Consider the following 23,594-nt stretch of genomic DNA (forward strand, 5'->3'; position numbering starts at 1 on the left):
TCATCGGCGCCGAACAACAGGGCGCAGCAGTCGCGCCAAAGCGGGCGATCCGCCGCAAGCGGATCGCCCGCCGCTTCACTAGCCGCTTTTCTTCTTGCGGCCGGCGCCCATTTCCAGTTCGATCCACGTCGGCGCGTGGTCGCTGGCATGCGGTTCGCCGCGCACCCAACGGTCGACGCCCGCATCGCGCAGGCGCGGCGCGAGCTCGGCGCTCAGCAGCAGATGATCGATGCGCAGCCCCGAATTCGTATCCCAATGACGGCGGAAATAATCCCAGAACGTGTACACGCGTTCGTCGCCGAAATGCGTGCGCAGCGCATCGGTCCAGCCTTGCGCGAGCAACCTGCGATAACGCTCGCGGCTCTGCGGCTGCAGCAGCGCGTCCTTTAGCCACGAGCGCGGGTTGTAGATGTCTTCGTCGGTCGGCACGACGTTGAAGTCCCCAGCGATCACGACCGGGTGGCCGCTCTGGTAGAGCTGCGCCGCATGCGCGATCAGATGATCGAACCACGCGAGCTTGTAGTCGAACTTGGGGCCGGGCTGCGGATTGCCGTTCGGCAGGTACAGACACACGATCAGCACGCCGCCGACCGCGGCCTCGATGTAACGGCTATGCGTGTCGTCTTCGAAACCGGGCAGACCGCGACGACGTTCGAGCGGTGCGTCGCCTTTGGCCAGAATCGCCACACCGTTCCATGCGCTCTGGCCTTGCCACACGGCGCCATAACCGGCGTCGCGCAATGCGTCGACTGGAAATGCGCTATCCACCGCCTTCAGTTCCTGCAGGCAGACGACGTCCGGCGCCTCGCGCTCGAGCCATTGCAATAGCGCCGCCTGCCGCGAGCGGATACCGTTGATGTTGAACGTCGCAATGCGCAGCTTCGCCATGATCATCCCTCCCTCGCCTATTGCGCCGCGACGTCGCGATACTCGGTCGCCCGCGAACGCGTGCGGCAATCAGGGTGTTATCCCCGATCGGTTTTGCTCATAGCACCGACTCCATTTTGGCCCGGTTGGCCAGTTCCAAATTTATCACCCGCAAAGCGGACATTTTCCATCCAGTTCAAACCTGTCGACATCCGCGGCGAAGCTGCCCGTAAGTCTGATGAATGGGACTGAAAGTTCGATGATAATTGGACGGTAAGAGCATGTGTATTGCATTATAATTTTGTGCACCCACGAGCCGCCGGCACGACGACCGGCTCAGGCCTGGCGGGTTGCTCGCCTGTTTTTTTACTGACTGACTCAAAATCGTTTCAATGGAAGCTGCAATGAACGCTGCCCCTTCATGCCCGCAATGCGCAATGGAAAACACTTACCCTGACGGCACGCTGTACGTGTGCGCGGACTGCGGTCACGAATGGTCGGCGAACGCTGGCGCCGACGCGAGCGATGAACCTGCGGGCAGCGTCGTCAAGGATGCGAACGGCAACGCGCTGTCGGACGGTGATTCGGTCGTGCTGATCAAGGATTTGCGCGTCAAGGGCTCGTCGATCACGCTGAAGATGGGCACCAAGGTGAAAAGCATCCGGATCGTCGGTGGCGATCACGAAATCGACTGCAAGACGGACGCCGGCAGCTTCATGCTCAAGGCCTGCTTTCTGAAGAAGGTCTGACGGGCCGTTCCCCGTTGGCGGCCCCGCCCGGAAGCGCGGTCCGCAGTGCATGATTCACTCGACTGTCTGGCTACCCGAGCATACCGAGAATGGCTGAGGATCGAACCTCGTACGACGCGTTCGTCAAATTCATGTCCACGCCGATCAGTAATGAGCAACCGTTTGTGCTGGAGACGCAGCACGCGGTGTCGCTACACTTCGATCACTTCGCCACTCAGAGCTTCATGTCGCTCAGGAATCCGGAGAAGCTCACCCTCGGCTATACACGCGCGATGATGGGATTTCTGGTGCTGCAGCCAGCTCCCACGCACATCTGCATGATCGGACTAGGCGGGGGATCGCTGGCGAAGTATTGCTATCGGCATCTGCCCGAGGTCGCGATCGACGCAGTCGAGATCAGCCCCGAGGTGATCGCGCTGCGTGACGTGTTCAGGATTCCGGCGGACGACGCGCGGTTCAAGGTGGTTTGCGCCGATGGCGCGGACTACTTGACGAAGGATCACGTCCGCACGGACGTGATCCTGCTTGATGCGTTTGGTGCGGAAGGGATGGCGAGCCGGTGTGCGGACATCGCGTTCTTCGCCGCCTGTCGCGAGCGTTTAACCGAGACGGGCGTCCTCGTCATCAACTTTACGGACGATGATCCGGCCATACCGCGGCACCTCGAGCGGCTGAAATCGGTATTTGGCGTTTCCTATGCGATCGTTCGGTGCGGCGACGACAGCAACTTAGTCGCGTTTGCCTGGAAAAGCGGGCGTCGTTTGCCGCCCAGACAGGTCCTGTTCGAGCGCGCCCTCTCGTTTGACTTTGCAGGCGAACTCAAGCTGTCCGTCACTGCTCGCCACCTGAAAGCGGGAGAGCGCCTCGATCCGAAGCGGCTGATCTGGCATGCGCAAGGGCAAGGGCACTGGGAAATCGGCGGTTGACCGGCACCGCGCCTCGACCTGGGCGTCACTTTCCCCGCTTGGCGAGTGGACTCTTGGTCTTGTAGGTCACGCCGTGACTCTCGAGATACTCGCGGATCAGTTGGCGGACGACTTGTGACGGCGTCAGATCTTGCGCCGAGCAGAGCATTTCAAATGCTTCTTTCTTGGCGGGGTCGATCAGGACGGTCAGGCGTGCGGTTTTCGTTTCCATTACGAGGACGGGTCGGCGAATATGCTAACCAAATTATAATGCATTTGCTTTCGACGAGGATTCACCCCGCCTCCTATGAGGTCAGTGCCTGCGCTCGAACCGATAGAGATAGGCCAGCACATCGTCGGCGACGGGCACGATCGCGAGTGTGACGAGCACGCCGGCGAGCGGCACGGTCGACACGTAGCCCACATGCTTGAAACCGATTGCGCCGATCAGGCCACCCACGAAAAACGACGTGAGCATCGTGCCGTGGATCTTCAGCTTCGCGCGGTTTGCGATGACCGCGTGCGCGTCGTCAATGAGCGCCGATCGATTCCAGTAAAAAAGCTTACCCAACTCAATTCCGAGGTCCGTGACGATGCCGGTCATGTGTGTGGTACGGATCTCCGCGCCGGACAGCTTGGTGATCATCGCATTCTGCAGCCCCATGATGAAGCACAGCAGGATCACGGTCACGGGGACGAAGAACGCTTCGCGTAGCGCGAGGTGGCTGCCGAGCAGACCGAACAGGAGCAGCAGCGCGGCCTCGACCGCCAGTGGCAGCACGTACTGGCTTTGCAGGCCGCGGCGGCGCCCCCAGTTGACGAGCACGGCCGAGCACCCCGCTCCGAGGACAAACGATGCCAGCGAACCGATGCCGGCCAACACGAGCCGGATGTCCCCGAGCGCCGTCTGGTCCGCGATCGCCGACACGATGCCGCTCATATGGGACGTGTATTGCTTGACCGCGAGGAAGCCGCCGGCATTGGTGGCGCCGGCCACGAAGGCAAGAGAAAACCCGAGCTGACGGTTCGCGGTCGTGCTGCGGTGTTTCCCCGTCAGGCTTCGAAAGTACTGCGCAGGCATAGGATCTTCACTCAATGAGTTGCGCACAGAGGCGCCCGATTCGCTCGAACATGTGTTTCACATGATAACGCCATTATCATATCCTGTTATCCAGATTGGTTTTCTGATGTCATAATGCGGTTTGAGTGAGCCCGGCAAGCCGGAGCTCATTCCATGCTCCTCGTCCCAATCCGAGCGTACTGGAGACATTCCGGATGGCACCCTTCACGGTCGTCCATTTCGTCCTGCTGGTCGCGGCCGCCTGGCTTGCGACCGGCACGCTGGGTCTCGGAGTTCTGCATCGCACGCGATTCGTTGCACACGGGTTGTTTCCGCTCGGCGCGCTGGGAGGGCTGCTGCTGGGCGCGGCGGGACTCGCCGGCATCTTCTCCGAACCGACCACCGCGGTGCTGCCGATCGGACTGCCCGGGTTGCCGTTCCATCTGCGCGTCGATGGGCTATCCGGCTATTTCCTGTTCGTGCTTGGTGTCGTCAGCGCGGGAATCGGCGCCTTCTCCGCCGGTTATTTCCGTAAGGGCGAAGGGTCCGCGCCGGGACTCATCTGCTTCGAATACCATGTTTGCATCGCGAGCATCGCGCTCGTGCTCATCGCCGACGATGCGTATGTGTTCATGGTCGCCTGGGAAACGCTGACGCTGTCCGCGACCTTCCTCGTGATGACCAACCATCGGATCGCCGAGATCCGCCGCGCAGGTTACCTGTATTTCCTGATCTCCCACGTCGGCGCGCTCGCGCTGCTGCTTTGCTTCGGCATCCTGCAGGCTCGCACCGGTGACTACACGTTTGCCAATCTGCGCGCGCAGTCGCCCGACGCGTTGTGGGCATCGCTCGCGTTCCTGTTCGCGCTGGTTGGATTCGGTGCCAAGGCGGGCGTGTTCCCGTTGCACGTGTGGCTGCCGGACGCCCATCCCGCGGCGCCGTCCCCCGTATCGGCGCTGCTCAGTGGATTCGTGCTGAAGGTCGGCCTGTATGGCCTGATCCGGACCGTGTTCGACCTGCTGCACGTGCAGCTCGCCTGGTGGGGCGTGCTGCTGCTCGTGCTGGGTATCGGCACCGCGCTGCTCGGCGTGGTGTTCAGTACGATCCAGGTCGATATGAAGCGCCTGCTCGCGTATTCGTCGATCGACAACGTCGGCCTGATGATCGTCTCGCTCGGGCTCGCGGTGCTGTTTCGCGCGTACGGGATGACGGCCCTGTCCGCGCTTGCGCTGAGCGCGATGCTCTACCAGATCGTCGCGCATGCGGCCTTCAAGAGCCTGCTGTTCCTCGGCACCGGGGCCGTGCTGCACGCCACCGGGGAGCGCAATCTCGGCAAGCTTGGCGGCCTGATCCGTGTCATGCCGTGGACCGCCTGGGCCGTGCTCACTGGCGTCGCAGCCAGCGCCGGCTTGCCTCCCATGAGTGGTTTCGTCGCGGAGTGGCTCCTGCTGCAAAGCTTCCTGTTCACGCCGGGTCTGCAGAATTCCGTGCTGGCGATGACGGTGCCGATTGCGGCCGCGCTCGTCGCGATGACGGCAGCTCTCGCCGGTTACACGATGGTCAAGTTCTACGGCATCGTCTTCCTCGGGCAGCCGAGAGAAGCGAAACTGAGTCGCGCACATGACGCGAATACCTGGGAACGGCTCGCGTTCTGCTGGTTCGCGGTGGCCGGTGTACTGCTCGGACTGATGCCTACGCAGTTCGTCAAGGTGCTGGACCGGGTCACGCGCGTGCTCGTCGGTGCGGGGATCGGCGCGGAAAATCATGGCTGGCTGATCTTCGTGCCGGTGTCGACCGCACGGGCGAGTTACATGCCCGTCGTGTTCATGCTGTTTTTCGTCGCCTGCTGCGGCCTTGCGTGGGTGCTGGTACGGCGCTTCTACCACGGTCGGCTGCGACGGGCCGCGCCGTGGAGTTGCGGCTTCCCGTTTACGACCGCGCGGATGCAGGATACGGCGGAAGGCTTCGGGCAACCGATCCGGGAGATCTTCGCGCCGCTGCTGCGCATCGAGCGGCAACTGCCGACGCCGTTCGACGCACAGCCGGCTTACCGGGTCTCGGTCGCTGACCGCACGTGGTCGATTCTCTACGACCGTATCGCGGCACTCACGCAACGCGCGGCGGAATGGGCGGGGCGGCTGCAGACGGGCAAGATTGCCGTGTACCTGACCTACAGCTTCGCCGTGCTGATCGTGTTCCTGCTGCTGGTGAGACGATGGTGACCGTATCCGGCGTGCTATCGCAAACCCTCGAGATCGTCCTGGCGCTTGCCGCGGCGCCACTGCTCACGGGTTGGGTCAACCAGTGCCGCGCGTGGCTGCAGAACCGGCGCGCGCCCAGCATCTGGCAGCCGTACCGGATGCTCCACAAGCTGTTCAACAAGGAATCCGTCGTCGCTTATGGCGCGAGTCCGGTGTTCCGTGGCGCGCCGTATGTCGTGTGGGCGGCGATGACGCTCGCCTGTGCAATCGTGCCGACGCTGTCGACCGAATTGCCGCTGTCTCCCGCCGCGGATGCGATCGCGCTCGTCGGCCTGTTTGCGTTCGCGCGCGTCGCGCTGTCGCTCGCGGCGATGGATATCGGCACGGCGTTCGGCACGCTCGGCGCGCGCCGCGAGATGCTGGTCGGTTTCTTGGCAGAACCGGCCTTGCTGATGGTGCTGCTGTCGGCCTCGCTGATCACGCAGTCGACCCTGCTCACGAGCATCGTCGCGACGCTCGGACACAGCGAGCTGACGATCTATCCGAGCCTGGCGTTCGCCGGCATAGCGTTCACGCTGGTGTCGCTCGCCGAGAATGCGCGGCTGCCCGTCGACAACCCGACCACCCACCTCGAGCTGACGATGATCCACGAGGCGCTGATCCTCGAATATTCGGGGCGGCACCTCGCGCTGATGGAATGGGCGGCCAGCCTCAAACTGTTCGCCTACTCGTGCATCGGCATTGCGCTGTTCATGCCGTGGGGGATCGCCGCGGCGGGTAATCCGCTCGCGCTGCTGCTCGCGGTGCCGGCACTCTTCGTCAAGCTGATGGCGGGCGGCGCCGCGCTGGCCGTGGTCGAGACCGCCAACGCGAAGATGCGGATTTTCCGGGTCCCGGAGTTCCTCGCGACCGCCTTCCTGCTCGCGGTGATCGGCATGCTCGTTCACCTGCTACTGGGAGCATGAATGCACACCTACGCGACGCAACTGATCAATTTTCTCGCGGCGGTGCTGCTGATGCTGTCGTTCGCGATGCTGAGTCAGCGTCGGATCCTGTCGCTGATCCACCTCTATACGCTACAGGGTGTCGCGCTCGTTCTGGCCAACCTGATCCTCGGTTTCGTGACCGGTGATGCGCATCTGTACGTGTCGGCCGGACTGACGCTCGTGCTGAAGGTCGGCGTGATTCCGTGGCTCCTGTATCGCCTCGTGCGCAAGCTCGACATTCAGGCCGACGTCGAGCCGCTCATCAACATTCCGACGACGCTGCTGATCGGCATCGTGCTCGTGATCGTCGCGTTCAACGTCGCGTCGCCGATCAGCCAGCTCGCGACGTCGGCGGCGCGCGGCACGCTGGGGATCGCGCTTGCGTGCGTGCTGCTGTCGTTCATGGCGATGATCACGCGCGCGAAGGCGATTCCCCAGGTGATCGGCTTCCTGTCGATGGAGAACGGGCTGTTCTTCGCCGCGACGGCCGCCACCAATGGCATGCCGATGATCGTGGAACTCGGTATCGGACTCGACGTGCTGGTCGGGATTCTGATTCTGGGCGTGTTCATGTTCCAGATTCGCGAGCAGTTCGACAGCCTGGACATCCGTCACCTCGAGACACTCAAAGATGAATGACGCCCACGTCGTGCTCGCCGTGCTCGGCATTCCGCTCGTCGCGGCCGCCTCTCTTGCGGCCGTGCGACCCGCTCATGTCGCGCGCAACCTGAACGCCGGCTTCAGCGCCGTGACGTTCGCGGCGACGCTCGTGCTCGCCGCGCGTACCGTCGAACATGGACCGTCATTCGCGTTCGAACGCGCATTCTTCGTCGATCCCTTCAACGTGTACCTCGTCGCGCTGACTGCGTTCGTCGGCTGGACGACGTCGCTGTTCTCGCGGCCGTACATGCAGGTCGAAGAGGCGCGCGGCCGGATGACGGCGACGCGCATGCGCCTCTATCACAGCATGTACCAGTTGTTCATGTTCGCGATGCTGCTCGCGCTGCTGACCAATAACCTTGGCGTGCTGTGGGTCGCGATGGAAGGCGCCACGCTCGCGACCGTGCTGCTCGTCAGCGTCTATCGGACCGCCGCGAGCCTCGAAGCCGCCTGGAAGTACTTCATCCTGTGCGGTGTCGGCATCGCGCAGGCATTGTTCGGCACGATCCTGCTGTACCTCGCCGCGAGCCGGCAACTGACCGACGGCGATGCGCTGCTGTGGACGAGCCTTGCCGCCGTCAAGACGCACCTCGACCCGTCCATCGTGTCGATCGCCTTCGTGTTCCTGCTGGTCGGCTACGGCACGAAAGTCGGACTCGTGCCAATGCACAACTGGCTGCCGGACGCGCACGCCGAAGGCCCGACACCGATTTCAGCGGTGCTGTCCGGGCTGCTGCTGAACGTCGCCCTGTACGCGGTGCTGCGCTGCAAGGTGCTGGCGGACGGTGCGCTTGGCAACGGCCTGCCGGGGCGATTGCTGGTCGGGTTCGGGCTCGTGTCGGTGCTGATCGCCTCGTTCTCGCTGTTTCGGCAGAAGGACGTCAAGCGGCTGTTCTCGTATTCGTCGATCGAGCATATGGGATTGATGACGTTCGCGTTCGGCCTCGGCGGCCCGGTCGCGACGTTCGCCGGTCTGCTGCACATGACCGTCCATTCCCTCGTCAAGTCGGCAATCTTCTTTGCGGTTGGCCACGCGACGCAGAAGGCCGGTACCCAGGCGATCGAAGGCATTCGCGGGCTGCTTCAGGTCAGCCCGACGGTCGGCTGGGGCATGTTGCTCGGCGCGCTCGCGATTCTCGGCCTGCCGCCGTTCGGTGTGTTTGCAAGCGAATTCCTGATCCTGACCACCGCGATGAACACGATACCGTGGACGGCGCCGTTGTTGCTGCTCGGCCTCGCCGTCGCATTCGCGGCGATCTTCGCGCGCGTGCAGCAAATGGTGTTCGGTGAAACGACGACGGCCAGACCGCTCGAGCATCGCCCCGCGCCGCTGCCGGTATTCGTGCATCTGGGTTTGGGGCTGATGCTTGGGCTTTATGTGCCACCCTACCTGGCGACGTGGTATCGCCAGGCCGCAACGATGTTGGCGGGGTGACGGATGCGACTCGAATCGACGCAAATTGCCGCCACCCGCCTCACGCACCGTGCGGGCCAGATTCCAGCGCATGTGGTGAGCGCCGATGAATCAGGGTGGCTCGAGTTGGCGCGAACCGCGAGATCCGAGCAGCGGCGCCTCGTTGCAATGTGGGGCAGCGAAGCAGTCGAAGACGGTTTCTCGGTGAATGCCGCGTACGAATGCGATGACGGCATATTGTGGGTACGCCTCGCGATCGGGCGTAAGCAGGATGCCGGTGGAGACTATCCCGATCTCGCCACCGTTTTCCCGTGCGCGACTCGCATGCAACGGGCGATCTTCGATCTGCTCGGCCTGCGGGCGCGTGGCGCCGAGGACACGCGGCCGTGGCTCAATCACGGCAACTGGCCCGAAGATTATTTCCCGCTGCAACGGCAGGCGACGGGTGTCGAAGACTTTGATTCGAGCGAGGCGGACTACCCATTCGTGCAGGTTGCGGGCGATGGCGTACACGAGATCGCGGTCGGGCCGATTCATGCCGGCATCATCGAACCGGGGCATTTCCGGTTCTCGGTCGTCGGCGAGAAGGTGTTGCGCCTTGAAGAACGTCTCGGCTATGCCCACCGCGGCGTCGAGCGTCTGTTCGAGCGTACTCCTGCATCGCGCGGTCATCGGGTGGCCGCCAGGATTGCGGGCGACTCGACCGTCGCGTTCTCATGGGCCTTTTGCATGGCGCTCGAGCAAGCCAGCGGCACGATACTGTCGAAGCGCGCACTATATCTGCGTGCGCTTCTGCTGGAACGCGAGCGCGTGGCCAACCACCTCGGCGACCTCGGCGCGCTGGGCAACGACGCCGGGTTCGGCTTCGGACTCGCGCAGTTCTCGCGGCTCAAGGAGGACTGGATACGGATGAACGCCCGTACATTCGGACATCGGTACCTGATGGATCGCATCGTGCCGGGTGGCGTATCGATCGACGTTCGCCCCGACGACGCGGCGGTGCTGGCGGAGCAATGCGAACGCATCGAACGCGAGGTCCACGTCATGCGCAAGGTCTACGATGACCAGTCCGGGCTGCAGGATCGATTCCTCGGCACAGGCCGATTGACCCCCGCTGTCGTCGAGCATTTTGGCGTGCGTGGCATGGCCGCCCGCGCCAGCGGTCGAACCTTCGACGTTCGCGCCAACTTGCGGCCCGCTCCATATGACGATATCGCCGTCAAAGCGGTCAGTGACGCGCGCGGCGACGTTGCCGCGCGCGTCGCGGTGCGCTTCGCCGAAATCGATGAATCCCTGCGCCTGATCCGCACGCTGCTGTCCAATCTTCCGGATGGTCCGGTGGTCGTCGCCACGACGCCTGCAACGGCGCCCGCGCAAGGCATAGGCTGGGTGGAAGGTTGGCGGGGGGACGTATTCGTCGCCCTCGATCTCGCCCCCGGCGACGTCATCACCCGATGCCATTGCCACGATCCGTCGTGGCAGAACTGGCCGGCGCTCGAGCACGCGATCATCGGCAACATCGTTCCCGATTTCCCGCTGATCAACAAGTCGTTCAACCTGAACTACGCGGGGCACGATCTCTGATGTGGCAACTGATCCGGCAATTCGCGCGCACCGATTTTCCCGGCGAACCCGCACCGGCGGCGGAACACGCGTGGCATCACGAGGAGCGACGCATTCGCGAGGATATTCTCGATCTGCTCGGGCGGGCGCTGTGCATCCGGCAGATCGACGCGGGTTCATGCAACGGTTGCGAACTGGAGATCCACGCGCTGAACAACCCGTACTACAACATCGAAGGACTTGGAATCAAATTCGTCGCGAGTCCGCGGCATGCCGACCTCCTGCTCGTGACCGGGCCGGTGACGCTGAATATGCGAGCGGCCATGCTCGCCGCGTACGACGCGACACCCGCCCCGAAACTCGTCGTTGCCGCAGGCGAATGCGCGTGCACGGGCGGCATTTTTGCCGACAGTTACGCGGTGTGCGGCCCTGTTTCGTCGATCTTGCCGGTCGACGTGACGATCCCCGGATGTCCGCCGCCGCCGATCGATTTGCTGCGAGGCATCCTGGCAGCCTGCCGGGCGCGCTGAGCCCGGAGGTCGATTTCGCATTTTCCCCGTTGCGACGTGCAGCTTTGCCCGTGTTTGCGCGGCTCCAGCCGGGCTCCATCGCGGTCATTGCGCATATTGGCCTGCCTTTATTGCGCAGATCGGCTTTGCGCTTGCAGCGAGTTTTTAATACCGTGGTAACTGCAACGACATTCAAATTGCTGCGCAATGGTTTTGTTTCAACGCGATGCGTTGGACATCGACGCGTCGTCAGCCTGCATTGACCTTTCAGTGGAGTCAACAGTCGTCATGACTACGCCTACAGAATGTCAGCATTGCGGGGACACCCCCGCATCAGAGTCCACCGCCGAGCCCGCCACCACGCCTTCCCAACTGTCACGACGCCGCTTCCTGCAATCGGCGGCGGCCGCCGCGACGATCGGTGCGGCGCCGCATCTGCGCGCGCAAACGCAAGCGCCGGCGCCCGCCTCACCCGCGCCGCCAGGCAACCCCGTGGTGCCGCCGCGCCCCGTCACGTTGACCGTCAACGGCCGCGCGTACACGCTGCAGCTCGAACCGCGCGTGACGCTGCTCGACGCGTTGCGCGAATACGCGGGTCTGATGGGCACGAAGAAAGGCTGCGACCGCGGTCAATGCGGCGCCTGCACGGTGCTCGTCGACGGCCGGCGCATGAACTCGTGTCTGACGCTCGCGGTCATGCACGAAGGCGAGAACATCACGACCGTCGAAGGACTCGCGAGCAACGGCGCGTTGAGTCCGGTGCAGGCCGCGTTCATCGAACACGATGCGTTCCAGTGCGGCTACTGTACGCCCGGCCAGTTGTGCTCGGCGACCGCCCTGCTCGGCGAATTCCGCAACGGCACGGCGAGCACCGTGACCGCCGACGTGCGCGCGCGTCCCGCCGCGCTCACCGACGACGAAATCCGCGAACGCATGAGCGGCAACATCTGCCGCTGCGGCGCGTACGCGAACATCGTCGCCGCGGTCCGCGCCGCGCACGACAACGCCTGACGGAGACCGACATGGATGCGATCTCCTACGAACGCGCCGGCGACGTCGCCAGCGCGGTGCGCGCCGCGCAACAGCCGGGCGCGGTATTCATCGGCGGCGGCACGAATCTGCTCGATCTGATGAAGGGCGGCGTCGCGCGGCCGGTGCGGCTGATCGATATCACGCACATCGGCGGCCTCGACTCGGTGACGACGCTGCCCGGCGGCGGCATCCGCATCGGCGCGCTGGTGCGCAACAGCGACGCGGCCAATCACGCGCTGGTGCGCGAGCAGTACCCGCTGCTGTCGCAAGCGCTGCTCGCGGGCGCCTCGGCGCAGTTGCGCAACATGGCGACGGTCGGCGGCAATCTGCTGCAACGCACCCGCTGCGGCTACTTCTACGACACCGCGTTCACGCAGTGCAACAAGCGCCTGCCCGGCAGCGGCTGCGCGGCGCTCGACGGCCATAACCGCGCGCATGCGATCCTCGGCGCGAGCCCGCAATGCATTGCGGTCAACCCGTCGGATATGAGCGTCGCGCTGGCCGCGCTCGATGCGCTGGTGCGCGTGAGCGGCCCCAGCGGCGAGCGCACGATCGCGTTCGCCGATTTCCATCGGCTGCCGGGCGACCGGCCCGATGTCGATACCACCTTGCAGCCCGGCGAGCTGATCACCGCGGTCGATCTGCCGCCGCCGCTCTTCAGCGCGCATTCGCACTATCTGAAGGTGCGTGACCGCGCGAGCTACGCGTTCGCCCTCGTATCGGTCGCGGCCGCGTTGCAGATGGACGGCGAGCGTGTTCAGAGCGCGCGCATCGCGCTCGGCGGCGTCGCGCACAAACCATGGCGCGCGAACGTGGCCGAGCAGATGCTGAGCGGCCAGCCGCTCAGCCAGGCCACGCTGAAGAACGCCGCCGCGGCCGCGTTGAGCGGCGCGCAGCCGCGCCACGACAACGCCTTCAAGGTGCAGCTCGCGCAGCGCGCGATCGTGCGTGCGGTCAATCAGGCAGCCGGCAACGCGGGAGGTGTCGCATGAATCTGATCGGACAACCGCTCGATCGCGTCGACGGACTGCTGAAGGTGACCGGCGACGCGCGTTATGCAGCCGAATTCCCCGGGGCGCGCCTCGCGCATGCGGTGCTCGTGACGAGCACGATCGCGGCCGGCACGATCGCGTCGATCGATGCGAGCCGCGCCGAGGCCGTGCCCGGCGTGCTGCTCGTGATGACCTACCAGAACGCGCCGCGCCTGCCGAATGGCGGGCGGCCCGCGCTCGCGCCGCCGGCCGGCCGGCATCTGTCGCTTCTGCAGGATAACGAAGTGCACTACAGCAACGAGCCGGTCGCGGTGGTCGTCGCCGATACGCTTGAACATGCGGCCGATGCCGCCCGCCAGCTGCGCATCGCCTATCAGCCGGGCGCCGCGGCGCTCGACTTCGAGCAGGCGAAGGCGCACGCGCATGCGCCGGACAAGCCGCAGGGCCGCCAGACCGACACGCAGCGCGGCAGCTTCGAGGACGGCATGCAAAGCGGCGACGTGCATATCGAAGCGACCTATACGACGCCGATCGAGCACCACAACCCGATGGAGCCCCACGCGACGATGGCGCAATGGGACGGCCCGCAGTTGACGGTCTACGACTCGACGCAGGGCGTGAGCGGCGCCGCGCAGGTGCTCGCGAAGACGTTCGCCATCCCTGTGTCCGACGTGCGCGTGATCTCGCCGCTGATCGGCGGCGGCTTCGGCTGCAAGGGCTCGTCGTGGTCGCACGTGTCGCTGTGCGCGATGGCCGCGCGGCAAACCGGGCGGCCTGTGCGGCTCGCGCTCGAACGCCCGCAGATGTTCGGCCCGGTCGGCGCGCGGCCGCGCACCGAGCAGCACTTCGTGATCGCCGCGCGGCATGACGGCACGCTGAGCGCGATGCGTCACGACAGCATCTCGAACACGTCGATGATCGAAGACTGGACCGAGACCTGCTGCATGGTCACGCGCATGCTGTACGCGGTGCCCAACCAGATAACGACGCACCGGCTCGTGCAACTCAATGTCGGCACGCCGACCTTCATGCGCGCCCCCGGAGAAACCACCGGCTCGTTCGCGCTCGAATCGGCGATGGACGAACTCGCCGTCGCGCTGAAGATGGACCCGCTCGCGCTGCGCCTGAAAAACTACGCGGACAGCGATCCGCAGGAGCACAAGCCGTGGTCGGGCAAGTCGCTGCGCGAGTGCTATCGGATCGGCGCCGAGAAGTTCGGCTGGTCGCGCCGCCCGCACGCGCCGCGTTCGAGGCGCGACGGCAACACGCTGATCGGCATGGGCATGGCGACCGCGACCTATCCGGCCAACCGCAGCGAGGCGTCGGCGCTTGCGCAGATTCTGCCGGACGGCACCGCGGTGGTCGCATCGGGCACGCAGGACATCGGCACCGGCACCTACACGGTGATGACCCAGGTCGCCGCCGATGCGCTCGGCTTCACGCCCGAGCAGATCCGCTTCGCGCTCGGCGATTCGTCGCTGCCGCGCGCGCCGGTCTCGGGCGGCTCGCAGTCGGCGGCCAGCGTGTCGCCCGCGGTGCGCGACGCGGCGAGCCAGGCGCGCAGCCGGCTGATCGCGCTGGCGCTTGCCGATGCGGCGTCGCCCGTGCATGGCCTGCCGCTCGATGACGTCACCGTCGCAAGCGGCTGGGTCGTGAGCCGCTCGCAACCGGGCAAGCGCGATCCGGCCGCGGCGATCATCGCGCGCGCGGGCGGCAAGCCGATCGAGGCGAGCGCGACCGTGAAGCCCGGCGACGAGAAGCAGAAGTACTCGTTCCACTCGTTCGGCGCGGTGTTCGTCGAGGTCCGCGTCGATGCCGAGCTCGGCACGATCCGCGTGCCGCGCGTGGTCGCGGTGTACGACGTCGGCCGCGTGCTGAACCAGAAGACCGCGCGCAGCCAGATGATGGGCGGCATCGTATGGGGCATCGGTGCGGCGCTGCAGGAGGAAAGCACGCTCGATGCGCGCTTCGGACGCTTCACGAACGCGAACCTCGCCGAGTATCACGTGCCGGTGAATGCCGATATCGGCACGCTCGACATCACCTTCATCGACCGGCCCGATCCTTATATCAACTCGCTCGGCGTGCGCGGTATCGGCGAGATCGGCATCACGGCCGTGGTGGCCGCGATCGCGAACGCGGTGTACAACGCGACCGGCGTGCGGGTGCGCGATCTGCCGATCACGCTGGACAAGGTGGTGCGGACCTGAACCGGCGGCAGTGCCGGAATTGGAGTGAAAGCGAAAGCGGCGGGCGGCTTGCATCGGGCGTGCCTTGCCGCTTGCTTCGCGCCCCGTTGCATCGCACAATCGGGGGCATTCCTGTCTACCGGTATCCGCCGATGGCCTACGCCTCGCTCGCCACTGGTGTGTTGCTCGCCGCCGGTCTCGGCTCGCGCTTCGATCCGCACGGGCTGCACAACAAACTGCTCGCACGTATGCCCGACGGCACGCCGGTTGCGCATGAAGCCGCGCATCGGCTGCTGCGGGTCGTGACGCGGGTGCTCGCTGTCGTGCGGCCGGGCTCCGACGCGCTCGCTCGCGCGCTGAACGATGCCGGCTGTGATGTCGTGTTTGCGGCGAGCGCCGAGCGCGGCATGGGCGCGAGCCTCGCCGCCGGTATCGGAGCGAGCGATGACGCCGAGGGCTGGATCGTCGCGCTCGCCGATATGCCGCGCATTGCGGTTCCGACGATCGAAGCGGTAGCCCGCGCGCTCGACAACGGCGCGCCGCTCGTCGCGCCGTTCTACGACGGCCAGCGCGGCCATCCGGTCGGCTTCGGCAGCGAGCATCGCGACGCGCTACTCGCGCTGGACGGCGACACCGGCGCGAAAGCACTGCTCAGGTCACACGCGCTGACGCGCATCGACGTCGACGATCCCGGCATTCTGCGCGACGTGGACACGCCGGACGATTTGCGCACGCTCTAGCCGCCAACATCAGCCTCGCCGAGACTGGCTGCCCGCAGCCGGTCGACATCGAGAATCTTGCCGGACAAGGAAAGGAACACTGATACGGCATGAAGCCCCTGGATTTGACGCGTTTCGATCTCAACCTGCTGGTTGTACTTGAGGCACTTTGGACCGAAAGGCACGTCGGCCGCGCCGCCGAACGACTGCATTTGTCCCAGTCCGCCACCAGCCACGCCTTATCGAGGCTGCGTACTGCCTTTGCTGATCAGCTGTTCATTCGTCACCCCCGCGGGATCGAGCCGACGCCGCTGGCCGTCGAATTAATGCCGCGAGTGGCGGCGGTGCTCGAGTCGGTCAGGCTCGTCGCCAGTCCACGTGGCCCGTTCGATCCAGCTCGCGTGCAAGCGATGCTCTCAGTGGCGGCCACTGATCACGCCATATTGACCGTCATCGCCCCCGTTCTGGCCGGGATCCAGGCCGCTGCGCCGGGTGTCGTGCTGAGGCTCAGGCCGGCCAATAGCGAATCCGCGTTGCGCATGTTGGACGCCGGCGATCTCGACATCGTGCTAGGGTCCGGCTCCTTTGCCCAGATCCCGCAGCGTTTCGATTGCCAGCTTGTCCACAAGGAGCGTTTCGTCGGCATTGCGCGCAAGGGGCACCCGGCTCTGGTCAAGCGAGGCAAGAAGCTGCACATGGAACTGGATGACTTCGCTCGGCTGCCGCACATTCTGGTCTCGCCGCGCGGCGATACGCGAGGCGCTGTCGACGATGCGCTGGAGGCCGTCGGTCGTACCCGCAAGGTGAGCGCGACCTGCCCCAGCTTTCTGGCTGCTCCTTTCATGGTCGGCGCTTCGCAATCGATTGCGGTTATCGCCGAGCGGGTCGCACTCCGGATGCAGGATCCCGCGCAACTGAGCCTTTTCGAGCTCCCCCTGGCGTTACCGAGCTGGGAGGTGCTTGTGATTCGAGCCCGAGGGCGCGCCAACGAACCCGCCGTTCAGTGGATTACCAACATGATGATCGCCCACTGAACATCGGCAGGGGCTTGCCGCGGTTGCAGCGACAAGGGGGCCATGAATCTCGTGCATCGACATGCTGTGTAAATGCCATTGGATCGAATACCTCGGGCCACATAGAGTTCGGTTGTCGATTATTCAACCGCTCGGAGTACCCCATGAGAACAGACCCCACCCTGGTCATGATCCCTTGCTTCGCAGGAGCTCCGTGGCAGCTCAACCAGTTGACCTGCTTGCAGGGTCGCCCGATGCGTACACTTCGTTTGCCGGACGACGTGTGCGAGCTGGAAACGTTGGCCGACTTCATCGCTGACCAGGTGAAGGACCTCGAGAGCTATGTGCTGGTTGGCGATTCGTATGGCGCGGTCTGCTCGATCGCGGTTGCGACGCGGCAGCCGAAGGGCCTGAAAGGCCTCGTGCTCTCTGGTGGTTTTGCCAGGAGCCCGATCGCTTCGCCCTTGCTCAAGACGCTGGCGGCGCTTGCACCGTTCTTCCCCGGGCCCTTTTATCGACAGCTAACTCTTTCATTCCACGCAGCGCAGTTGGCTTCGTCGTTTGACGAGGAGGGAGAGATACCCTGGTCAACCAGAAAGAGCCGCGACTTCTTCATCAGGGAGACTTCGCATAAGGCCTACGTCAATCGCATCCGCTCGATCGAGAAGACGGACTATACGGCCTTGCTGAGGAGGATCGACGTCCCCACGCTGATCCTGACTCCCGAGGAAGACAAGCTGATCGGCAAAGAAGCCGCGGGGGTCCTGCTGAACGGCATCAAGGGTTCGCGGGAAGTCGTCATGCCGCGCACCGGTCACATGTTCAGGTTTTCGCACCCTGGCGCCTACTCTCTCGAGATCAGAAAGTTTCTGGAGCGAGCGTCGCTATAAGGACTCGTGTTCGGAGAATTCGCGAAGTACACAAAAAACGTGCGCTTCAAGGGCCCCTGACGGCGGCGCGCGACGAGCCGGAAAGCCACGACCGTCACTGGATGGACGGATCGAGAGTTCGATCCGCGGACTTTCAGGCACGCGCCTTGCGCCCCGCAAGTTTCGCGCGCAAGCCGCGCCAATTGCGCCTAAGCTGAGGTGACGTCACGTTTTTTGCGCACGCGGCGCCTTGACGACCGGCAGCCTCGATGCCTCATCCGTGCCGCCTCGAATCCCCACACGCAAGCCCATGAGCGAAACCACTCCACGCCTTTTCATCGTCTCGCCCCATTTCGACGACGCCGTCTTCAGTTGCGGCGCCTTGCTCGCCGCCCATCCCGACGCCGCTGTCTGCACCGTGTTCGCCGCGCCGCCCGAACACGACATGCACACGGAGTGGGACGAAAAAGCAGGCTTCGCGAACGCCCATGAAGCGGTCCGCGAACGCACGATCGAAGACAACCGCGCGCTCGAAGTGCTCGACGCGATCCCGCTGCGCATGCCGTTTCGCGACAGCCAGTACGCCGACTCGCCGTCGATCAGCCAGATGGCCGCGGCGCTGGAGGAAACGATTTACCGCACGACCGCGAACACGCTGCTGATGCCGCTTGGCCTGCATCACGACGATCACGCGCGGGTATTCGAAGCGTGCTGCGAGATCCTGCCGCGGCTCACGCATCTGGACTGGTTCGGTTACGAGGAAGCGATTCACCGGCTCACGCCGGGCGCGGTGCAGGCGCGGCTCGCCGATCTCGCGCAGCGCGGCATCGTCGCGACGCCGGCAACGCCGAGCGCGGGCCACACGATCGACGTGCAGCGCCGCGCGCATCTGAAACGCGAAGCGGTCAACGCGTACGCGAGCCAGTTGCGGGCGTTCGGCGCCGGTAATTACGACGACGTGTTCGCGATCGAGCGCTACTGGCAGCTCAGCGCCGGCCGCAAACGCGCGAAGAAATAGCAAAAAGGAGCGAGCAGGAAGCGCGGCGAGCGCCTACGCTTGAAGACAGATAGCCGACGCGGCGGCACACATCGGCGGTATCAAGCCGCTTCGGCCGGACCCGCGCATTTCAACCGCAAGGGTGACGCAATGAGCTATGACATGCACACCAGCCCGATTCCCGACCCGAACGCCGATCCGAACCGCGACCCGGAAGCCGACCCGCTCGTGCCGCCGTCGCCGGGGCATCATGTCGAGGAGCCGCAGCGGCCTGACGGGCCGCCGGACAAGGATCCGGTGTAAGGGAGCCGCGAGCGGCGCGGTCGCGGCGCGCCGCTCGGCGCAGCGTCAGCACATCAAGTCGCTGAAGCCCTGCAGCAGGCGGTCGATATCGGCCGCGTGAACGTTGCCCATCGTCGAGATGCGGAACAGCTCCGCCGACAGCCCGCCCTGCCCCGCATAGATCACGAAGCCGCGCGCCTTCAGCGCGTCGTGCAGTTGCGGATACGCGATACCGTTGGGCAAGCGGTACGCGCGCAACACCACCGACGACTGCCCGGCCGGCAACACACTGTCGATGCCGCGCGCCGCCAGCCCAGCGCGCACCTGCTCGGCAAGCGCCGCATAGCGCGCGTGACGCGCGCGCCAGCCGCCTTCGTCGGCCAGCTCACGCAGCGCCTCGACCAGCGCGTAATACGCGTGCACCGACGGCGTAAACGGCGTGTTGCGCTGATCCTGCAAACGCGCGAGCCGCGCGAGATCGAGGTAGTACGTGCGGCTCGCCGCGTGTGCGAGCGCCGCGCGCCGCACCAGCACGAACGACGCGCCCGGCACGCCATGCAGGCACTTGTTGGCGGTCGCGGCGAGCGCGTCGAGGCTCGCGTCCGCGAAATCGATCGTTTCGGCGCCGAAGCTGCTGACACCGTCCACCAGCAGACGCAGACCGCGCTCGCGACACAAGGCGCCGAGCGCCGCGATGTCGTTCAGACGGCCCGTGGTCGTTTCATGATGAATCACCGCGACGTGCGTGAACGACTTGTCGGCGTCGAGCCGGTCGGCGATCTTCGCCAGATCGGGCGCGTCCATCCAGTCGTGCTTCAGCGCTTCGTGCGCGATGCCGTATTGCGCGGCGATCTGCGCGATACGCTCGCCGTACACACCGTTTTCGACGACCAGCAGTTTGCCGTTGTGCGGCACCAGCGCGGCTGTCATGCTTTCGACGGCGGCCGTGCCGGAGCCGGTCATCAGTACTGCCTGCCATTCGTTCGGGTCGAGCCCGTACACGTCGACGAGACGCGTGCGCGCCTCTTCCTGGAGATCGAAAAACTCGCTCTCGCGATGGCACAGATCCGTCTGCAACAGGCTGTTGCGGACACGTTCGGTGAGCGTCACCGGGCCGGGGTTGAGCAGCAGCATGGGCGCTCCTGTTGGCGTTGGGTTCAGATCGCGCCGATGTGGCGCATCAGGCGCGTCTTCACATCGGGCGGCGTGATGGTCGGGCGCGGCAGGCCGTCGGGCGTGCCGCGGCGGATCGTCAGGCGCGCGAAGCGCGGCCCGTCGAGCGGCGGCGCCGCGAACAGCTCGTCGATGATCGCAGGATCGTCGCTCTCCACCGCCGACGCGTAACCGCACGCGGCCGCCACGCCCGCGAACGACACCTGCGACGATACCGTCGCCTGGCCGCCGGTCGAGTCGTGCGCACCGTTATCGAGCAGCACGTGCGTGAGGTTCGACGGGCCGTACGCGCCGAGCGTCGCGAACACGCCCATGCGCATCAGTGCGGCGCCGTCGCCGTCGAGCGCGACCACGCGCAGATCGGGGCGCGCGAGCGCGAGGCCGAGCGCGAGCGGCGTCACGCAGCCCATCGAGCCGACCATGTATAGCTGGTTCGCGCGATCGTCGATCGCATAGAGTTCGCGGCCGCAAAAGCCGGTCGACGCGAGCACCACCGTCGAGTCGAGCGGCGTATGCGCGATCACCTTTTGCAGCGCGTCGTGGCGCGTCACGAGTTCGTTCGCGGCGCTGTCGCGAAACCGCGCGCGAGGCTCGACCGGCGTGCGCCGCCTGGGCGCGCCGCCGTCCCTCAGTTCATACGGCGCAACGCTGCCCTTCTGCATCACGAGCGCGTACGGACGGCCGGTTGCGTCCATGTGCGCGATCGCGCGATCGAGCGCCGGACCGATCGCGTCGGCCTCGGTCGGGAACGTCTCCCACGGAATTTCCATCGTGTCGAGCATCGCCGGTGTGATCGGGCCCATCAGCGCGTGCTGCGGCTCGTCGGCGACGCCGGGCTGGCCGCGCCACGTGACGATCAGCAGTTGCGGCAGGCGGAAGGTCCACGTCAGCGACGTCAGCGGGCTGACCGCGTTGCCGAGCCCGGAGTTCTGCATCATCGAGATGCCGCGGCGGCCGTTTTTCGCGCCGAGCGTAACGCCGGCGATCAGCGCGACCGCGTCGCCCTCGTTGGCCGCCGACACGTAGTGCAGCGACTCGTCCTGCAGCACGTAGTTGATGAACGGCGTCAGATACGAGCACGGCACGCCCGCGTACCAGTCGAAACCGCGCTCGCGCGCCGCCTCGACGAACTGTGCTGCTTCGATCATTGCGCGCCTCCGTGTGCATCGTTCGTCGTCGCCCCGCCGCCGACGGCCGTCGCGAAAGGCGCCTGCGCGTGCGCGAAGTCGCCCGCGCGGCGGAAATCGTCGAGATCGTTGACGCCGCGCCAGTGGCCGTGCACGTATTGCACCTCGATCGACTCGCCCGCTTCGATCAACGCGTTCAGCAGCGCGGGCATGTCGAGCGACGCGAAATCGTCGCGCGTGCGCAACTCGCGCATGACCGCCCGCAGGCGCTCGCGACCCGCGCCGCGCACGTTCAGCAGACCCACCCAGCGGCCATGCGGCACTGGGGCGACGCCCGCCGCCGACGACTGCTCCCGCCCGCCCGCGACATGCCGCAACACGATCTTGTTGCCGAACAGACCGCGGTCGTCGGCGGCCGAGCACCACGCGAAATCGCGCACGCTCGCGTTCTCCGCATCGGTCAGCGACGAATCGACGACCACGCTGAACGCGGCCTCGCTTTCCACCAGATCGCGCAGGATGTAGCTGCGAAACAGCAGGTCGCCGTACGAAATGACCGTGTCGCCGGTCAGGTGGTCGAGTGCGCACGCGAGCGAGGCAAGCTCGCCGGTCTGCGCGTGCTGCTCGTTGACCACGAGGCGGATGCCCGCGGTATCGATCGCGTCGGCGCGATAGCCGCCGACCACGGTGATGTCGTTGACGCCCTGCTTCTTGAACGCGTCGACGAGCCAGCGCAGCAGCGGTTTGCCGGCGATCGGCAGCATCACCTTCGGACGGTCCCCGGTCACCGCTTCAAGGCCTTTGCCGCGGCTCGCGGCGAGCACGACGGCCGAGCCGGCCGCCCGGCCGCTCGATAGATAGCGGTCTTCGGCTTCCGAATATTCGTCGGCGTTCTGCAAACGGAAGATTTCGTTGACGGCCGCGATGCTGTCCTCGACGTTGATGAGCGTCTCGCTCGAATGGATTTCCTTCGCGACGGCCTGCATCGCCGAGGTCGCCGCGCGGATCAGATGGTTCGCCCAGATCACGGTGCTGATGCCCGCTTCGCGGAACACCTCGGTCGGCGTGCTGTAGTACTTGGTCGGCACGATCACGAGCGGCGCGCGCCCGGCCCATTCGCGCGCGAATTCGAGAATCTCGTCGGGGCGCGACAGCTTGCTGTGAATCAGGATCGCATCGGCACCAGCTTGGGCGTACGCTTGCGCGCGGCGCAGCGCTTCGTCCATGCCCCAGCCCGCGATCAGCGCCTCGACGCGTGCGACGATCGAGAAATGCTCGTCGTTCTGCGAGTCCTTGCCCGCCTTGATCTTGCCGCAGAATTCGTCGATATCGGCAAGCGGCTGCGCCTCGCCGTTGATGAAGCTGTTGGTCTTCGGAAACTGCTTGTCCTCGATGCACACACCGGCGATGCCGCGCTGTTCGAGCTTGCGCACGAGGCGGCGCACATTGTTGAAGTTGCCGTAGCCGGTGTCGCCGTCGAGCAGGATCGGCAGATCGCTCGCGTCGGCCATGAATTCGAGCGTATCGACCACCTGCGTCCAGCTCGCCTCGTTGTTGTCGCGCACGCCGAACTGCGCGGAGATCGCGAGGCCCGAGCCCCAGATCGCCTTGAACCCAGCTTCGCGAACGATGCGCGCGGACAGGCCGTTATGCGCCTCCATCATGAATTCGAGTTCGCTGCTGACGAGCATCTGGCGCAGGCGCGCGCTGCGGGACTGGGAAACGAAAGCGGGATCGCGTGCATTCATTCTTCGGGACTCCAGGTGGCGGGCTTATTGGCGTTTTTCGATGCCAGGCTGGCAATCGGAAAAGGGCGACTATAGCGGAATTTTTTATGACGAGTCTTTGAAGGTCTCAGCGGTCTTTCGTGGTTGCGCTTAAGTGGAAAAATGTGTTGTTTTTTGCATGCGTGATCATTTAACGGGATTTTTTGGATTTGATTGGCGTTTTGTGGGATGTTGGTGCGAGCCTTCCTGGATTGGGCTCAGCAGGTTTTACGCAGACCAGCGCCAGCATTTTTCATGTCGATTTTCTCGCGCATTTTTCAATCGCTTCGATTTACCTAAAATCGCCAGTTAATTCAGATTCGCGAATAATGCCCAAAAGTCTTTTTCGAATTGAGCGCATGAACGCCGCTAAAACATTCAATAAATCCACTTATTAATCGGACGAATAGCGATGTCGAACAGCGGGTTTTCCCTGTCTCGATCAACGCCATTTCGCGCCGTAAACACAGCGAGCGGCATCCCACCGCAATTCAATGGACCTTACTGGCCAAAACGCCTAT

22 protein-coding genes are annotated in these 23,594 nt (G+C 65.0%); 16 read left to right on the forward strand and 6 right to left on the reverse strand.

What is annotated here, in order from left to right; all coding sequences use genetic code 11:
- Positions 1-78 precede the first annotated feature (78 nt).
- Positions 79-888 carry an exodeoxyribonuclease III gene (gene xth / locus HDG37_RS29180; RefSeq protein WP_184053655.1) on the reverse strand — a complete coding sequence of 270 codons (810 nt, stop codon included), beginning with the start codon at positions 886-888 and terminating at the stop codon, positions 79-81.
- Positions 889-1,271: 383 nt separating this feature from the next.
- Between xth and HDG37_RS29185 the strand changes: the two genes are divergently transcribed.
- Positions 1,272-1,616: a zinc ribbon domain-containing protein YjdM gene (locus HDG37_RS29185; protein ID WP_184053658.1), complete on the forward strand. Its 345-nt coding sequence runs from the start codon at positions 1,272-1,274 to the stop codon at positions 1,614-1,616.
- An 89-nt stretch (positions 1,617-1,705) separates the two neighbouring features.
- Positions 1,706-2,542, forward strand: a complete 837-nt coding sequence (locus HDG37_RS29190; RefSeq protein WP_184053662.1) for a spermidine synthase — start codon at positions 1,706-1,708, stop codon at positions 2,540-2,542.
- A gap of 25 nt (positions 2,543-2,567) precedes the next feature.
- Here HDG37_RS29190 and HDG37_RS29195 read toward each other — a convergent pair whose 3' ends face one another.
- Together HDG37_RS29195 and HDG37_RS29200 are read right to left on the reverse strand one after the other, a co-directional pair.
- Positions 2,568-2,753, reverse strand: coding sequence for a CopG family transcriptional regulator (locus HDG37_RS29195; RefSeq protein WP_184010563.1), 186 nt, complete (start codon positions 2,751-2,753; stop codon positions 2,568-2,570).
- A gap of 81 nt (positions 2,754-2,834) precedes the next feature.
- Positions 2,835-3,602 carry a YoaK family protein gene (locus HDG37_RS29200; RefSeq protein ID WP_184053665.1) on the reverse strand — a complete coding sequence of 256 codons (768 nt, stop codon included), beginning with the start codon at positions 3,600-3,602 and terminating at the stop codon, positions 2,835-2,837.
- A 194-nt stretch (positions 3,603-3,796) separates the two neighbouring features.
- Here HDG37_RS29200 and hyfB point away from each other — a divergent pair, with 194 nt between their 5' ends.
- The 14 genes from hyfB (at position 3,797) to HDG37_RS29270 (ending at position 19,028) form a co-directional block, all read left to right on the forward strand.
- The gene (gene hyfB / locus HDG37_RS29205; protein ID WP_184053668.1) at positions 3,797-5,803 is read left to right on the forward strand and encodes a hydrogenase 4 subunit B; all 2,007 of its coding nucleotides are present in this window, start codon (positions 3,797-3,799) and stop codon (positions 5,801-5,803) included.
- Positions 5,797-6,747 (forward strand): respiratory chain complex I subunit 1 family protein, encoded by a 951-nt coding sequence (locus tag HDG37_RS29210; RefSeq protein ID WP_184010567.1) that lies wholly within the window; start codon positions 5,797-5,799, stop codon positions 6,745-6,747. Before hyfB ends, HDG37_RS29210 begins: the two co-directional genes overlap by 7 nt.
- The gene (locus HDG37_RS29215; RefSeq protein WP_184010569.1) at positions 6,748-7,407 is read left to right on the forward strand and encodes a formate hydrogenlyase; all 660 of its coding nucleotides are present in this window, start codon (positions 6,748-6,750) and stop codon (positions 7,405-7,407) included.
- Positions 7,400-8,863 carry a hydrogenase 4 subunit F gene (locus HDG37_RS29220; RefSeq protein WP_184053671.1) on the forward strand — a complete coding sequence of 488 codons (1,464 nt, stop codon included), beginning with the start codon at positions 7,400-7,402 and terminating at the stop codon, positions 8,861-8,863. The genes HDG37_RS29215 and HDG37_RS29220 overlap by 8 nt, the downstream gene beginning before the upstream one ends.
- A gap of 3 nt (positions 8,864-8,866) precedes the next feature.
- Complete coding sequence (locus tag HDG37_RS29225) at positions 8,867-10,426, forward strand: NADH-quinone oxidoreductase subunit C (RefSeq protein ID WP_184053674.1); 1,560 nt, start codon at positions 8,867-8,869, stop codon at positions 10,424-10,426.
- A complete protein-coding gene (locus HDG37_RS29230; protein WP_184010575.1) occupies positions 10,426-10,935 on the forward strand; it encodes an NADH-quinone oxidoreductase subunit B family protein in 510 nt (169 codons plus the stop codon). The genes HDG37_RS29225 and HDG37_RS29230 overlap by 1 nt, the downstream gene beginning before the upstream one ends.
- Positions 10,936-11,202: 267 nt before the next feature.
- Positions 11,203-11,925, forward strand: coding sequence for a 2Fe-2S iron-sulfur cluster-binding protein (locus HDG37_RS29235; protein WP_184053678.1), 723 nt, complete (start codon positions 11,203-11,205; stop codon positions 11,923-11,925).
- Between the two features lie 11 nt (positions 11,926-11,936).
- Positions 11,937-12,938, forward strand: a complete 1,002-nt coding sequence (locus HDG37_RS29240) for a xanthine dehydrogenase family protein subunit M (protein WP_184053681.1) — start codon at positions 11,937-11,939, stop codon at positions 12,936-12,938.
- Positions 12,935-15,148 (forward strand): xanthine dehydrogenase family protein molybdopterin-binding subunit, encoded by a 2,214-nt coding sequence (locus HDG37_RS29245; RefSeq protein WP_184053684.1) that lies wholly within the window; start codon positions 12,935-12,937, stop codon positions 15,146-15,148. The genes HDG37_RS29240 and HDG37_RS29245 overlap by 4 nt, the downstream gene beginning before the upstream one ends.
- 131 nt (positions 15,149-15,279) lie before the next feature.
- On the forward strand, positions 15,280-15,867 hold the full coding sequence (locus HDG37_RS29250; RefSeq protein WP_184053686.1) for an NTP transferase domain-containing protein: 588 nt from the start codon (positions 15,280-15,282) through the stop codon (positions 15,865-15,867).
- A gap of 89 nt (positions 15,868-15,956) precedes the next feature.
- Positions 15,957-16,880, forward strand: a complete 924-nt coding sequence (locus HDG37_RS29255) for a LysR family transcriptional regulator (protein ID WP_184053688.1) — start codon at positions 15,957-15,959, stop codon at positions 16,878-16,880.
- 143 nt (positions 16,881-17,023) lie between these two features.
- Positions 17,024-17,749, forward strand: coding sequence for an alpha/beta fold hydrolase (locus HDG37_RS29260; protein WP_184053691.1), 726 nt, complete (start codon positions 17,024-17,026; stop codon positions 17,747-17,749).
- 289 nt (positions 17,750-18,038) lie between these two features.
- Positions 18,039-18,746, forward strand: coding sequence for a PIG-L deacetylase family protein (locus tag HDG37_RS29265; protein WP_184010585.1), 708 nt, complete (start codon positions 18,039-18,041; stop codon positions 18,744-18,746).
- A 129-nt stretch (positions 18,747-18,875) separates the two neighbouring features.
- Positions 18,876-19,028 carry a hypothetical protein gene (locus tag HDG37_RS29270; RefSeq protein ID WP_008921009.1) on the forward strand — a complete coding sequence of 51 codons (153 nt, stop codon included), beginning with the start codon at positions 18,876-18,878 and terminating at the stop codon, positions 19,026-19,028.
- Positions 19,029-19,073: 45 nt separating this feature from the next.
- Here HDG37_RS29270 and HDG37_RS29275 read toward each other — a convergent pair whose 3' ends face one another.
- The 3 genes from HDG37_RS29275 to aepX are packed head-to-tail and all read right to left on the reverse strand — an operon-like array spanning position 19,074 to position 23,055.
- Positions 19,074-20,141, reverse strand: coding sequence for a 2-aminoethylphosphonate aminotransferase (locus tag HDG37_RS29275; RefSeq protein ID WP_184053694.1), 1,068 nt, complete (start codon positions 20,139-20,141; stop codon positions 19,074-19,076).
- Between the two features lie 23 nt (positions 20,142-20,164).
- On the reverse strand, positions 20,165-21,328 hold the full coding sequence (aepY, locus tag HDG37_RS29280; RefSeq protein WP_184053697.1) for a phosphonopyruvate decarboxylase: 1,164 nt from the start codon (positions 21,326-21,328) through the stop codon (positions 20,165-20,167).
- On the reverse strand, positions 21,325-23,055 hold the full coding sequence (gene aepX, locus HDG37_RS29285) for a phosphoenolpyruvate mutase (protein ID WP_184053700.1): 1,731 nt from the start codon (positions 23,053-23,055) through the stop codon (positions 21,325-21,327). The genes aepY and aepX overlap by 4 nt, the downstream gene beginning before the upstream one ends.
- Between the last annotated feature and the right edge of the window lie 539 nt (positions 23,056-23,594).

It is taken from the genome of Paraburkholderia sp. MM5384-R2 (assembly GCF_014201025.1).
GTDB classification, from domain to species: domain Bacteria; phylum Pseudomonadota; class Gammaproteobacteria; order Burkholderiales; family Burkholderiaceae; genus Paraburkholderia; species Paraburkholderia tuberum.

What these genes read in the sequence shown, in the direction of transcription:
- HDG37_RS29210 (WP_184010567.1), top strand. Translation starts at nt 5,797, where the DNA reads ATGGTGACCGTATCCGGCGTGCTATCGCAAACCCTCGAGATCGTCCTG.
- HDG37_RS29195 (WP_184010563.1), bottom strand. Translation starts at nt 2,753, where the DNA reads ATGGAAACGAAAACCGCACGCCTGACCGTCCTGATCGACCCCGCCAAG.
- HDG37_RS29200 (WP_184053665.1), bottom strand. Translation starts at nt 3,602, where the DNA reads ATGCCTGCGCAGTACTTTCGAAGCCTGACGGGGAAACACCGCAGCACG.
- HDG37_RS29240 (WP_184053681.1), top strand. Translation starts at nt 11,937, where the DNA reads ATGGATGCGATCTCCTACGAACGCGCCGGCGACGTCGCCAGCGCGGTG.
- HDG37_RS29260 (WP_184053691.1), top strand. Translation starts at nt 17,024, where the DNA reads ATGAGAACAGACCCCACCCTGGTCATGATCCCTTGCTTCGCAGGAGCT.
- HDG37_RS29190 (WP_184053662.1), top strand. Translation starts at nt 1,706, where the DNA reads ATGGCTGAGGATCGAACCTCGTACGACGCGTTCGTCAAATTCATGTCC.
- xth (WP_184053655.1), bottom strand. Translation starts at nt 888, where the DNA reads ATGGCGAAGCTGCGCATTGCGACGTTCAACATCAACGGTATCCGCTCG.
- hyfB (WP_184053668.1), top strand. Translation starts at nt 3,797, where the DNA reads ATGGCACCCTTCACGGTCGTCCATTTCGTCCTGCTGGTCGCGGCCGCC.
- HDG37_RS29185 (WP_184053658.1), top strand. Translation starts at nt 1,272, where the DNA reads ATGAACGCTGCCCCTTCATGCCCGCAATGCGCAATGGAAAACACTTAC.
- HDG37_RS29245 (WP_184053684.1), top strand. Translation starts at nt 12,935, where the DNA reads ATGAATCTGATCGGACAACCGCTCGATCGCGTCGACGGACTGCTGAAG.
- HDG37_RS29270 (WP_008921009.1), top strand. Translation starts at nt 18,876, where the DNA reads ATGAGCTATGACATGCACACCAGCCCGATTCCCGACCCGAACGCCGAT.
- HDG37_RS29275 (WP_184053694.1), bottom strand. Translation starts at nt 20,141, where the DNA reads ATGCTGCTGCTCAACCCCGGCCCGGTGACGCTCACCGAACGTGTCCGC.
- HDG37_RS29225 (WP_184053674.1), top strand. Translation starts at nt 8,867, where the DNA reads ATGCGACTCGAATCGACGCAAATTGCCGCCACCCGCCTCACGCACCGT.
- HDG37_RS29215 (WP_184010569.1), top strand. Translation starts at nt 6,748, where the DNA reads ATGCACACCTACGCGACGCAACTGATCAATTTTCTCGCGGCGGTGCTG.
- aepY (WP_184053697.1), bottom strand. Translation starts at nt 21,328, where the DNA reads ATGATCGAAGCAGCACAGTTCGTCGAGGCGGCGCGCGAGCGCGGTTTC.
- HDG37_RS29255 (WP_184053688.1), top strand. Translation starts at nt 15,957, where the DNA reads ATGAAGCCCCTGGATTTGACGCGTTTCGATCTCAACCTGCTGGTTGTA.
- aepX (WP_184053700.1), bottom strand. Translation starts at nt 23,055, where the DNA reads ATGAATGCACGCGATCCCGCTTTCGTTTCCCAGTCCCGCAGCGCGCGC.
- HDG37_RS29230 (WP_184010575.1), top strand. Translation starts at nt 10,426, where the DNA reads ATGTGGCAACTGATCCGGCAATTCGCGCGCACCGATTTTCCCGGCGAA.
- HDG37_RS29235 (WP_184053678.1), top strand. Translation starts at nt 11,203, where the DNA reads ATGACTACGCCTACAGAATGTCAGCATTGCGGGGACACCCCCGCATCA.
- HDG37_RS29265 (WP_184010585.1), top strand. Translation starts at nt 18,039, where the DNA reads ATGAGCGAAACCACTCCACGCCTTTTCATCGTCTCGCCCCATTTCGAC.
- HDG37_RS29250 (WP_184053686.1), top strand. Translation starts at nt 15,280, where the DNA reads ATGGCCTACGCCTCGCTCGCCACTGGTGTGTTGCTCGCCGCCGGTCTC.
- HDG37_RS29220 (WP_184053671.1), top strand. Translation starts at nt 7,400, where the DNA reads ATGAATGACGCCCACGTCGTGCTCGCCGTGCTCGGCATTCCGCTCGTC.